The sequence below is a fragment of the Pseudoalteromonas sp. T1lg88 genome (assembly GCF_002964765.1).
Taxonomy (GTDB): Bacteria; Pseudomonadota; Gammaproteobacteria; order Enterobacterales; family Alteromonadaceae; genus Pseudoalteromonas.
On record NZ_PQCF01000003.1, the window covers coordinates 43,650 to 56,830 of the forward strand.

General features: G+C 47.9%; 8 protein-coding genes. All 8 read left to right on the top strand.

The window, feature by feature from the left end; translation table 11 throughout:
- The first annotated feature begins 254 nt into the window (after nucleotides 1-254).
- Complete coding sequence (gene rplJ, locus C2M34_RS01245; RefSeq protein WP_105199932.1) at nucleotides 255-749, top strand: 50S ribosomal protein L10; 495 nt, start codon at nucleotides 255-257, stop codon at nucleotides 747-749.
- Between the two features lie 81 nt (nucleotides 750-830).
- A complete protein-coding gene (gene rplL / locus C2M34_RS01250) occupies nucleotides 831-1,193 on the top strand; it encodes a 50S ribosomal protein L7/L12 (protein WP_105189354.1) in 363 nt (120 codons plus the stop codon).
- Between the two features lie 270 nt (nucleotides 1,194-1,463).
- Nucleotides 1,464-5,489, top strand: a complete 4,026-nt coding sequence (gene rpoB, locus C2M34_RS01255) for a DNA-directed RNA polymerase subunit beta (protein WP_105199931.1) — start codon at nucleotides 1,464-1,466, stop codon at nucleotides 5,487-5,489.
- A gap of 92 nt (nucleotides 5,490-5,581) precedes the next feature.
- Entirely contained in the window at nucleotides 5,582-9,760 is a 4,179-nt protein-coding gene (gene rpoC / locus C2M34_RS01260; protein WP_105199930.1) for a DNA-directed RNA polymerase subunit beta', read from the top strand.
- A 186-nt stretch (nucleotides 9,761-9,946) separates the two neighbouring features.
- The gene (gene rpsL, locus C2M34_RS01265) at nucleotides 9,947-10,321 is read left to right on the top strand and encodes a 30S ribosomal protein S12 (protein ID WP_010387308.1); all 375 of its coding nucleotides are present in this window, start codon (nucleotides 9,947-9,949) and stop codon (nucleotides 10,319-10,321) included.
- A gap of 97 nt (nucleotides 10,322-10,418) precedes the next feature.
- Entirely contained in the window at nucleotides 10,419-10,889 is a 471-nt protein-coding gene (rpsG, locus tag C2M34_RS01270; protein WP_105199929.1) for a 30S ribosomal protein S7, read from the top strand.
- Between the two features lie 27 nt (nucleotides 10,890-10,916).
- A complete protein-coding gene (gene fusA / locus C2M34_RS01275) occupies nucleotides 10,917-13,034 on the top strand; it encodes an elongation factor G (RefSeq protein ID WP_105199928.1) in 2,118 nt (705 codons plus the stop codon).
- Between the two features lie 57 nt (nucleotides 13,035-13,091).
- Nucleotides 13,092-13,181 (top strand): GTP-binding protein (locus C2M34_RS01280; protein ID WP_233997923.1); only part of this gene is annotated, 90 nt, incomplete at its 3' end.

Sequence of the window (13,181 nt, forward strand, 5' to 3'; positions counted from 1 at the left end):
TAATTTCGCGCCATTTTGTTGAGAAAACGTCTCAACAAAACAACAAATTCGGGTTGAAGCCAAGTTAAATTGGCTTCCGTCCAAGACCGTAGGTGCAGTGTTTCATTGCTTAATCTCCTACGTAGACGGTGTGAATCCCAGCTAGATTTTTCCTAATCTTCTGGCTCTCGCCGTAACAAGCAACTCCGCTAATTGATTGGTGGAGTAGAGTAAAACTGAGGGATGTAAGTTCCTCACAACCAGGAGTAACACCCATGGCTTTAAACCTTCAAGACAAAAAAGCAATTGTTGCTGAAGTCAACGAAGCTGCCAAAGGTGCTCTATCTGCAGTTGTTGCAGATTCTCGTGGTGTAACAGTAGACGCTATCACAGGCCTTCGTAAAGAAGCTCGTGCAGCTGGTGTATGGATGAAAGTTGTTCGTAACACCCTAGCTCGCCGTGCTGTTGAAGGTACTGAATACGAGTGTCTAACCGAATCACTAGTAGGCCCAAGCCTAATCGCTTTCTCTTCAGAGCACCCAGGTGCTGCTGCGCGTATCTTCAAAGATTTCGCCAAGAAGCACGAAGCGTTTGAGCTTAAAACGGCCGCTTTTGACGGTTCACTAGTTGATGTAGATATGCTTGCTAAGCTACCTACATACGACGAAGCTGTTGCACGTCTAATGAGCGCTATGAAAGAAGCTTCTGCGGGCAAGCTGGCAAAAACTCTTGCTGCAGTTCGCGACCAGAAACAAGAACAAGCTGCTTAATTTTTATTTATAAGCTATTGTTCTTTATCGGTGTATTGAATTTAATGAACCGCAAGGTTCGAGAATATTAGGAAATTTACAATGTCTGTAACTAAAGACCAAATCCTTGACGCTATTGCTGAAATGTCAGTAATGGAAGTTGTTGAACTAGTTGAAGCAATGGAAGAAAAGTTCGGCGTAACTGCAGCTGCTGCTGTTGTTGCTGCTGGTCCTGCTGAAGCTGCTGAAGAGAAGACTGAGTTCGACGTAATCCTAGCTGGCGCTGGCGCTAACAAAGTTGCTGCTATCAAAGCAGTACGTGGCGCTACAGGTCTTGGCCTTAAAGAAGCGAAAGCTCTTGTTGAATCAGCTCCTGCACCTATCAAAGAAGGTGTATCTAAGGAAGAAGCTGAAGCACTTAAGAAAGATCTTGAAGAAGCTGGTGCTGAAGTTGAGATCAAGTAATCTAGCATACGCTAGGTTCGCTGCCTGAGAAATCAGGCAAGGGCTGGTGATTATTTAATCACCGGCCCTTTTGCGCTATAGAGAGAAAATCCACTGTTGCGCTCTCTATAATCAAATTTCACTATTATTATCAATTAGTTACACCAATTATTGGCAATAGCAGTGACATTTGGACGCAACTCTAAATGTTGTAGAAATTGGCATATCGTCAATGAAGTCCTGTTCTTACAAGAACAGGTAGGGTCAAAGATCAGCAAGCTGAGGAACCCCATGGCTTACTCTTATTCTGAAAAGAAACGTATCCGTAAGGATTTTGGTAAACGTCCACAGGTGTTGGATGTGCCTTTCTTACTGCAGATGCAGCTAGAATCGTTTAAAAAATTCTTAACGCCGGACGCTGACGGTGATTTCGGTTTGGAAGCAGCTTTCCGTTCCGTTTTCCCGATTAAAAGCTACTCGGGCAATTCTGAGCTTCAATACGTAAGTTATCGTATTGGTGAGCCAGTATTCGACGTTAAAGAATGTCAAATTCGCGGCGTGACATATTCTGCTCCACTTCGCGTGAAACTTCGTCTAGTGCTTATGGACAAAGAAGCACCTGGCACTGTTAAAGACATCAAAGAGCAAGAAGTTTACATGGGCGAGATTCCGCTCATGACCGACACAGGTACCTTTGTTATCAATGGTACTGAGCGTGTTATTGTTTCTCAGCTACACCGTTCACCTGGTGTATTCTTTGATAACGACCGTGGTAAAACCCACTCGTCGGGCAAGGTTCTTTATAACGCCCGCGTTATCCCTTACCGTGGTTCTTGGCTCGACTTCGAATTCGATGCTAAAGATAACCTGTATGTACGTATTGACCGTCGTCGTAAACTTCCTGCGTCGATCATTCTGCGTGCCCTTGATTTCTCAACTGAAGAAATCCTAAACATCTTCTTTGAAACCACGACCTTTGAAGTGACTGACGGTAAAGTTCTTATGGAACTTGTGCCTTCGCGTCTGCGTGGTGAAACCGCTGCTTTTGAAATCAAGAGCGAAGACGGTGAAGTATTGGTTGAGCAAGGCCGCCGTGTAACTGCGCGTCATATCAAAACCATCGAGAAAAAAGGCATCGACCAGTTAGAAGTACCACACGAGTACATCATTGGCCGCGTACTAGCTAAAAACTACTTCGATGAGTCTACTGGTGAAGTAATCGCCAACGCTAACGACGAGCTATCGCTAGAGCTGATGGCTGAGCTTGTTAAAGCAGGTCACACTAAGATCGCAACTCTTTACATCAATGATGTAGACAGCGGTGCTTACATGTCAGATACGGTACGTATCGACTCAACGAACAACCGCCTAGAAGCACTTGTGGAAATTTACCGCATGATGCGCCCTGGTGAGCCACCAACAAAAGAAGCGGCCGAAGCTCTATTCGACAACCTATTCTTCTCTGATGAGCGCTATGATCTATCAACCGTAGGTCGTATGAAGTTCAACAGCCGTGTTGGTTACGACTCAGACGAAGGTCCGGGTACGCTTTCTAAAGAAGATATCGTTTCGGTAATGAAGGTACTTATCGACATCCGTAACGGTAAAGGCGATGTGGATGATATCGACCACCTAGGTAACCGTCGTATTCGTTCTGTGGGCGAAATGGCTGAGAACCAATTCCGTGTTGGTCTAGTACGTGTTGAGCGTGCGGTACGTGAGCGCCTAAGCCTTGGCGATCTAGATGCCATCATGCCACAAGACCTGATCAACGCTAAGCCTATCTCGGCGGCGGTTAAAGAATTCTTTGGTTCATCACAGCTTTCACAGTTTATGGACCAGAACAACCCGCTTTCAGAAGTAACGCACAAGCGTCGTATTTCTGCATTAGGTCCGGGCGGTCTAACGCGTGAGCGTGCAGGCTTCGAAGTACGTGACGTACACGTAACGCACTACGGTCGCGTATGTCCAATCGAAACGCCTGAAGGTCCAAACATCGGTCTAATCAACTCATTGTCTACGTACGCACGTACCAATGACTTCGGTTTCCTAGAAACACCTTACCGTAAAGTGGTAGATGGCTCTGTAACTGATGATGTTGATTACCTATCTGCTATCGAAGAAGGTCAATTCGTAATTGCTCAGGCAAACGTTGACTTGAACGATAACAACGAATTCATTGAAGAACTGGTTACTTGTCGTCACAAAGGTGAATCAACCTTGATGCCGCGCGAAGACATCCAATATATGGACGTATCGCCACAACAGGTTATCTCAGTAGCTGCTGCCCTTATCCCATTCCTAGAGCACGATGATGCGAACCGTGCATTGATGGGATCGAACATGCAACGTCAGGCTGTTCCTACACTACGCGCCGATAAGCCGCTAGTAGGTACAGGTATCGAGCTTACACTTGCGAAAGACTCAGGTGTAACTATCGTTGCTAAGCGTGGTGGTGTGGTTGATTACGCTGATGCGAGCCGTATCGTTATCAACGTAAACGAAGATGAGCGTGTACCTGGTGAAGCCGGTATCGACATCTACAACCTGACTAAGTACACCCGTTCTAACCAGAACACCTGTATTAACCAAAAGCCAACTTGTATGGTTGGTGAGCCAATCGTACGTGGTGACGTACTAGCCGACGGTCCTTCAACAGACCTAGGTGACCTGGCACTTGGTCAAAACTTACGCGTGGCATTCATGCCTTGGAATGGTTACAACTTCGAGGATTCAATCCTACTTTCAGAGAACGTTGTAAAAGAAGATCGTCTAACGACTATCCACATCCAAGAGCTTCAGTGTATTGCTCGTGATACCAAGCTTGGGCCGGAAGAAATCACAGCCGATATCCCGAACGTGGGTGAATCTGCACTAGGCAAGCTGGATGAGTCTGGCGTTGTTTACATCGGTGCAGAAGTGAAAGGCGGTGACATCCTAGTAGGTAAAGTAACTCCGAAAGGCGAAACCCAGCTTACTCCAGAAGAGAAGCTACTGCGCGCCATCTTTGGTGAGAAAGCGTCTGACGTTAAAGACAGCTCGCTACGCGTACCTAACTCTGTATCTGGTACTGTTATCGACGTACAGGTCTTCACCCGTGACGGTGTAGAAAAAGACAAGCGTGCGCTTGAAATCGAAGAAATGCAGCTGCGTGAAGCCAAGAAAGACTTCAACGAAGAGTTCAAGATCCTTGAAGAAGGTGTATTGAGCCGTGCTCGCAAGCTTCTTACCGATTCAGGTGTAGACGCCGCCAAGCTAGCCGGTCTTGCTGCTGACAAGATCCTAACGCAAAGCCTGGCCGAAGAAGACAAGCAAGCTGAACTAGAGCAACTTGCTGCTCAGTACGAAGAGCTTAAGGCCGAGTACGACAAGAAATTTGAAACCAAGCGTCGCAAGATCACTCAAGGTGATGACTTAGCGCCGGGCGTATTGAAGATTGTGAAGGTTTACCTAGCGGTTAAACGTCGCATCCAGCCAGGTGATAAGATGGCGGGTCGTCACGGTAACAAGGGTGTTATCTCGACTATCGTACCTGTAGAAGACATGCCTTACGATGACAAGGGCCGTACCGTAGATATCGTGTTGAACCCACTGGGTGTACCATCACGTATGAACATCGGTCAGATCCTTGAAACCCATATGGGCCTAGCGGCACGTGGTATCGGTGAGCGTATCGAAGAAATGATGAAAGAGCAGCGTGAACTTCACGAGCTGCGCGAATTCATCAAGAAAGCGTACGAGCTAGGTGAATGTCGTCAGAAAGTAGACATCGACACCTTCTCAGATGACGAAGTTCGTCGTCTAGCCGAGCACCTTAAAGGCGGTCTACCAATCGCAACTCCGGCCTTCGATGGCGCTAAAGAAAGCGAAATCAAAGAGCTATTGGAGCTAGGTGGCTACCCATCAAGCGGTCAGGTAACCCTGTATGACGGTCGTACCGGTGACCAGTTTGAGCGTCAAGTAACCGTAGGTTACATGTACATGCTGAAACTGAACCACCTTGTTGATGACAAGATGCACGCCCGTTCAACTGGTTCTTACAGCCTAGTAACGCAGCAGCCTCTGGGTGGTAAAGCTCAGTTCGGTGGTCAGCGCTTCGGTGAGATGGAAGTATGGGCACTTGAAGCGTACGGCGCAGCCTACACGCTACAAGAGATGTTGACGGTGAAGTCGGATGACGTGAACGGTCGTACCAAGATGTATAAGAACATCGTTGATGGCAACCACAAGATGGAGCCAGGTATGCCGGAATCATTCAACGTATTGTTGAAAGAAATCCGTTCACTCGGTATCAACATCGAGCTTGAAGAAGAATAAGCCGGTTGGGCGCATAGTGCGCCCACTACCTGCAAAAAGAATGAATGGGCGGATTTCTGCCCTCGAGATTAACCTCCGACAGGAGAGCTAAGGTGAAAGACTTACTTAAGTTTCTGAAGCAACAAAATAAGACCGAAGAATTCGACGCAATTCGCATTGGTCTTGCTTCGCCAGACATGGTGCGTTCATGGTCATTCGGTGAAGTAAAGAAACCTGAGACCATTAACTACCGTACTTTCAAGCCTGAGCGTGACGGCTTATTCTGTGCCCGTATCTTCGGCCCAGTGAAAGACTATGAGTGTTTGTGTGGTAAATACAAGCGCTTAAAACACCGTGGTGTTATCTGTGAAAAATGTGGCGTTGAAGTAACGCTGACTAAAGTACGTCGTGACCGTATGGGTCACATCGAGCTTGCAAGCCCAGTAGCCCACATCTGGTTCTTGAAATCACTACCGTCTCGTATCGGCTTAATGCTTGATATGACGCTACGTGACATCGAGCGCGTACTGTACTTCGAATCATTCGTTGTGACCGAGCCTGGCATGACTACGCTTGAGCGTGGCCAGCTACTAGGCGAAGAAGAGTACCTGGATGCCCTTGAAGAGCACGGCGACGAGTTCGAAGCTAAGATGGGTGCAGAAGCTGTACTTGATCTGCTACGTGAACTGGACCTAGGTCAGCTGATCGCAGAAATGCGTGAAGAGCTACCTACTATCAACTCAGAAACCAAGCGTAAGAAAATCACTAAGCGCTTGAAGTTGATGGAATCATTCCACCAGTCTGGTAACAACCCAGAGTGGATGATCATGACTGTTCTTCCGGTTCTACCACCAGATCTACGTCCTCTAGTACCACTAGACGGCGGTCGTTTTGCGACCTCTGATCTGAACGACCTATACCGTCGTGTTATCAACCGTAACAACCGTTTGAAGCGCCTTCTTGACCTAGCGGCACCAGACATCATCGTACGCAACGAAAAGCGTATGCTTCAAGAAGCGGTAGATGCGCTACTTGATAATGGTCGTCGTGGCCGTGCGATCACAGGTTCTAACAAGCGTCCTCTTAAGTCGCTTGCAGACATGATCAAAGGTAAGCAAGGTCGTTTCCGTCAAAACCTTCTAGGTAAGCGTGTTGACTACTCAGGCCGTTCTGTAATCACCGTAGGTCCTACACTGAAACTACACCAGTGTGGTCTTCCTAAGAAAATGGCACTTGAGCTATTCAAGCCATTCATCTACGGCAAACTAGAGCGCCGCGGTATGGCGACAACCATCAAAGCTGCGAAGAAGATGGTTGAGCGTGAAGTACCAGAGGTTTGGGACGTACTAGACGAAGTAATTCGTGAACACCCAGTGCTACTTAACCGTGCACCGACACTTCACCGTTTGGGTATCCAGGCGTTTGAGCCGGTACTAATCGAAGGTAAAGCGATTCACCTGCACCCACTAGTGTGTGCGGCGTATAACGCCGACTTCGACGGTGACCAAATGGCGGTTCACGTACCATTGACGCTAGAAGCGCAGCTAGAAGCGCGTGCGTTGATGATGTCAACCAACAACATTCTTTCGCCTGCGAACGGTGAGCCAATCATCGTACCTTCACAGGACGTTGTATTGGGTCTGTACTACATGACCCGTGACCGCATCAATGCCAAAGGTGAAGGCCTGGTATTTAAAGACGCGAAAGAAGCTGAAAAAGCATACCGTACCGGCGTTGCGCAACTACACGCACGCGTAAAAGTACGTATGACGCAAACAGTGATTGCCGAAGACGGTACTTCAAGTGAAGTAACTGGCATCGTTGACACCACTGTAGGTCGTGCAATCTTCTCATTAATCATGCCACAAGGCTTACCGTTCGAGTTGGTTAACCGCCCACTTGGTAAGAAGCAAATCTCTGGCATGCTGAACGAGTGTTACCGTCTACTAGGTCTTAAAGATACCGTTATCTTTGCCGACCAGGTTATGTACACCGGTTTCCACTACGCGATGAAGTCGGGTGTGTCTATCGGTATCAATGACATGGAAATTCCACCGGTTAAAGCTGAGATCATCGAAGCGGCCGAGGAAGAAGTTGCTGAAATCAACCAGCAGTTCCAGTCAGGTCTTGTAACCGCCGGTGAAAAGTACAACAAGGTTATCGATATCTGGTCACGTGTGAACGAAAACCTTTCACGCGAAATGATGGCTAACCTGTCAAAAGACACTGTAATCAACGCTGACGGCGTTGAAGAAGAGCAAGACTCATTCAACTCAGTGTTTATGATGGCCGACTCGGGCGCTCGTGGTAGTGCTGCTCAGATCCGTCAGTTGGCGGGTATGCGTGGTCTAATGGCACGTCCGGATGGTTCAATCATCGAAACACCAATCACGGCTAACTTCCGTGAAGGTCTGAACGTACTTCAGTACTTCATCTCGACCCACGGTGCGCGTAAAGGTCTTGCCGATACCGCATTGAAGACAGCGAACTCGGGTTACCTAACGCGTCGTCTAGTAGACGTAGCGCAAGACTTGGTAATCAACGAAGTAGACTGTGGTACCGAAGATGGTCTAACCATGAAGCCGCTAATCGAAGGTGGTGACGTAGTTGAGCCGCTACGCGAGCGTGTACTAGGTCGTGTGGTTGCTGAAGACGTGGTTATCCCAGGTACTGATACTGTACTAGTTGAGCGTAACATCATGCTTGACGAGAAACTGTGTGACCTTCTAGAAGAGCACTCAGTGGACGAAGTACGCGTACGTTCTGTTATCACCTGTGACAACGACTTCGGCGTATGTTCGAACTGTTACGGTCGTGACCTTGCCCGTGGCCACCGCATCAATGCGGGTGAAGCGGTCGGTGTTATCGCGGCACAGTCAATCGGTGAGCCGGGTACACAGCTTACGATGCGTACCTTCCACATCGGTGGTGCGGCATCTCGAGCGTCAGCAGAGAACAGCGTACAAGTTAAGAACAACGGTCGTCTTAAGCTGCACAATGCGAAATTCGTATTGAACACTGAAGGCAAGATTGTAATCACTTCACGTTCAACTGAAATCACCATCATCGATGAGCATGGTCGTGAGAAAGAGCGTTATAAAGTACCTTACGGTGCAGTACTAACTGTACAAGACGGTGCGGAAGTGAAGGGTAACGACATAGTTGCTATGTGGGACCCGCACAGTCACCCAATTATTATCGAACACGAGTCAAAAGTGTCGTTCAGCGACATTGACGATTCGAACACGGAAACGCAGACAGATGATCTGACTGGCCTAACACGTGTGGTTATTAAAGACCTTGCGAAAGTTAACGCCAAAGAGCCTAAGCTAATCATTGAAAATGAAGAGCGTGGCCTGCAGGAAATCCGCCTACCGTCATTCACCACAATCGAGGTGAGCGATGGTGCGACATCTAAACCAGGTGACGTATTAGCGCGTATTCCACAAGAAGGTTCGAAGACTCGAGACATCACCGGTGGTCTACCGCGCGTAGCGGACCTATTCGAAGCTCGTAAGCCGAAAGATCCAGCAATCCTTGCTGAAATCTCAGGTATGGTTAGCTTTGGTAAAGAGACCAAGGGTAAGAAACGTCTTGTGATCACACCGGAAGAGGGTGATGCATACGAAGAGATGATTCCTAAGTGGCGTCAGCTTAACGTGTTCGAAGGTGAAATCGTATCTAAAGGTGAAGTTATCGCCGATGGTCCGGAGTCTCCGCATGACATCCTTCGTCTACGTGGCGTAACCGATGTTGCTAACTACATCGTTAACGAAGTGCAAGACGTTTACCGTCTGCAAGGTGTAAAGATTAACGATAAGCACATTGAAACCGTGATCCGTCAGATGCTACGTAAGTGTCTGATCACTGACGGTGGTGACTCTGAATTCCTAGCCGGTGAGCAGGTTGAGGTAGCACGTGTAAACATTGCGAACCGTGACCTAGAAGAGCAAGGTAAGATCCCAGCTAAGTTTGAAATTCAGCTGATGGGTATTACCAAAGCGTCACTTGCTACAGAATCATTCATTTCTGCAGCCTCGTTCCAGGAGACCACGCGTGTCCTAACCGAAGCCGCTGTAAATGGTAAGAGCGATGAGCTACGTGGTCTGAAAGAGAACGTAATCGTGGGTCGTTTGATCCCAGCCGGTACCGGCTTTGCGTATCACCAAGATCGCGCTAATCGTCGCAAGCAAAATGCAGAGGACCTGCTAGAGCCAACAGTAAGTGCTGAAGAGGCAACTCAAGCGCTAACTGACGCCCTAAACGCAGATCTGTCTGGCGACCAAGAATAAACTTAATTTCATAATTAAGTCATGCCTGGAGTGGTAGAATGCTGCTCTGGGCATTGTTTTGGTTGACAGGCTAAACTTTGCTCATTAAAATTCCGCCACCCTTTTACTCGCTACAGTGACTGTTGCGGATAAATTGGGCGGAATTTTTAATTTCAGTAGTAATTTTAATTTTTCAGGAGCTATTTAATGGCAACTATTAACCAGCTAGTGCGCAAGCCACGTCGCAGCAAGGTTACCAAAAGTAACTCAGCCGCGCTAAAGGCATGTCCACAAAAGCGTGGTGTATGTACTCGTGTATATACTACTACTCCTAAGAAACCTAACTCGGCTCTACGTAAAGTAGCCCGTGTTCGTCTAACGAACGGTTTCGAAGTAACATCATACATCGGTGGTGAAGGTCACAACCTTCAAGAGCACAGTGTAATCCTAATCCGTGGTGGTCGTGTTAAAGACTTACCAGGTGTACGTTTCCACACTGTTCGCGGTGCACTTGACTGTGCAGGCGTAAATGACCGTAAACAAGGTCGTTCTAAGTACGGTGCAAAACGCCCTAAGGGCTAATGGTTCTCCGTTAGTAAGGCCAAGCACTTAAATTTTTAATAAATATTGTTTTGGGAATCTGTTCAAAAGACAGACCTGAAGATACCGGAGATTCAAAATGCCAAGAAGACGCGTTATAGGTCAACGTAAAATTCTTCCAGATCCTAAGTTCGGATCAGAATTACTTGCAAAGTTCGTCAACGTAGTAATGCTTGACGGCAAAAAATCTACTGCTGAAAAAATCGTATATGGTGCGCTAGACGTGGCTGCTGAGAAATCAGGCAAGTCGCACCTAGAAATCTTTGAAGCTGCACTTGAAAACGTTCGCCCACAGGTTGAGGTTAAATCTCGCCGTGTTGGTGGTTCAACGTACCAAGTACCAGTTGAAGTACGTCCAGTTCGTCGCAACGCACTAGGTATGCGTTGGTTAGTTGACGCTGCACGTAAGCGTGGCGAAAAATCTATGGGCCTTCGTCTGGCTCAAGAGATCGTTGACGCTGCTGAAAACAAAGGCACTGCGGTTAAGAAACGTGAAGACGTTCACCGTATGGCTGAAGCGAACAAAGCATTCGCTCATTACCGTTGGTAATCTGTCCTTAACCTTTAAGAGGATAATATGGCACGTACAACTCCAATTGAGCGCTACCGCAATATCGGTATTTGTGCTCACGTAGATGCGGGGAAAACCACCACTACGGAACGTGTACTTTTCTACACGGGCCTATCTCACAAAATCGGTGAGGTACATGATGGTGCCGCAACTATGGACTGGATGGAGCAAGAGCAGGAGCGTGGTATCACTATCACGTCTGCTGCGACTACTTGTTTCTGGAAGGGGATGGACGCGCAATTTGACGATCACCGCATCAACATCATAGACACTCCTGGACACGTAGACTTCACCATTGAAGTTGAGCGTTCACTGCGTGTACTAGATGGTGCCGTGGTCGTGCTTTGTGCCTCATCAGGTGTACAGCCACAGACAGAAACAGTTTGGCGCCAGGCCAACAAATACGAAGTTCCTCGTTTGATCTTCGTAAACAAGATGGACCGCATTGGCGCCGACTTTTTGTCGGTTGTAGACCAGGTGAAAACCCGCCTGGGTGCTACTCCTGTTCCCATTCAGCTGCCTATCGGTGCTGAAGAAGAATTTAAAGGTGTTATCGATCTTATCAAGATGAAAGTCATCAACTGGAACGACGAAGACCAGGGCATGACCTTCAGCTATGAAGAGATCCCGGCAGAACTTCAAGACCAAGCCGAAGAATACCGCTCTGAGCTAATCGAAGCGGCTGCGGAAGCGTCTGAAGAACTAATGGACAAATATTTAGAGGAAGGCGAGCTCAGCGAAGCTGAGATCAAAGAAGGCCTGCGCGCCCGCACCTTAGCGAACGACATCGTGCTAATGGCCTGCGGTAGTGCATTTAAAAACAAGGGTGTTCAAGCCGTGCTTGATGCCGTTGTTGAATACATGCCTTCACCAACCGAAGTCAAAGCAATCCAGGGTGTGTTAGAAGACGGTGTAACCGAAGACACGCGCCCAGCAGACGACAAAGCGCCATTCTCGGCCCTGGCGTTTAAGATTGCCACCGACCCCTTTGTTGGTACGCTAACCTTTTTCCGTGTTTACTCGGGCACAGTGGGCCAGGGTGATACGGTTTATAACCCAGTTAAATCAAAGCGTGAGCGCTTCGGTCGTATCGTTCAGATGCACGCAAACTCACGCGAAGAGATCAAAGAAGTTCGTGCCGGCGATATCGCCGCTGCGATTGGTCTCAAAGACGTTACAACAGGTGATACCCTGTGCGATGGTAATGCTCCTATTACGCTTGAGCGTATGGAATTCCCAGAGCCGGTAATCTCTGTTGCGGTAGAGCCAAAAACCAAGGCAGACCAGGACCGCATGGGCGTGGCGCTAGGTAAACTAGCGGCAGAAGACCCATCGTTCCGTGTACAGACCGACGAAGAATCTGGCCAGACTATTATCTCTGGTATGGGTGAACTTCACCTGGATATCATCGTCGATCGTATGAAACGTGAATTCAATGTTGAATGTAACGTTGGTAAGCCCCAGGTTGCCTATCGTGAAGCGATTCGTTCAACCGTTGAGGTTGAGGGTAAGTTTGTACGTCAATCGGGTGGTCGTGGTCAGTATGGTCACGTTTGGGTCAAACTTGAACCACTTGATATCAGTGATGATGACGCACCAACCTTCGAATTCGTTAACGAAATCGTCGGTGGTACGGTACCGAAGGAATACATTCCTGCGGTAGAAAAAGGTCTCCACGAGCAGATGGAGCAAGGTGTTCTTGCTGGTTATCCGCTACTGGGCGTAAAAGCGACACTTTTCGATGGTTCATTCCACGATGTCGACTCGAACGAAATGGCCTTTAAGATCGCTGGTGCACTGGCAATGCGTAAGGGTGCGCTTGAAGCAAGCCCGGTATTGTTAGAGCCTATCATGAAGGTTGAAGTGATCACTCCAGAAGCAAACATGGGTGATGTTGTAGGCGACCTAAACCGTCGTCGCGGTATGATCGATGGCATGGATGAGGCACCTGGCGGTTTGAAACAAATCAACGCCGAGGTTCCGCTTTCAGAAATGTTCGGTTATGCAACTGACTTACGTTCTGCCACGCAAGGTCGTGCCTCGTACTCGATGGAATTCCTCAAGTACGCAGAAGCGGCTAAAAACGTAGCAGAATCTATTATTGCAGCTCGCGCTGTTAAGTAATTTTAGTTCGGTCCGATCTTCGGGTCGGACTTTAATTTCTTTATAGGAATTTTTAAAATGGCAAAAGAAAAGTTTGAACGCGTAAAACCGCACGTAAACGTTGGTACAATCGGCCACGTTGACCACGGTAAAACAACTCTAACTGCA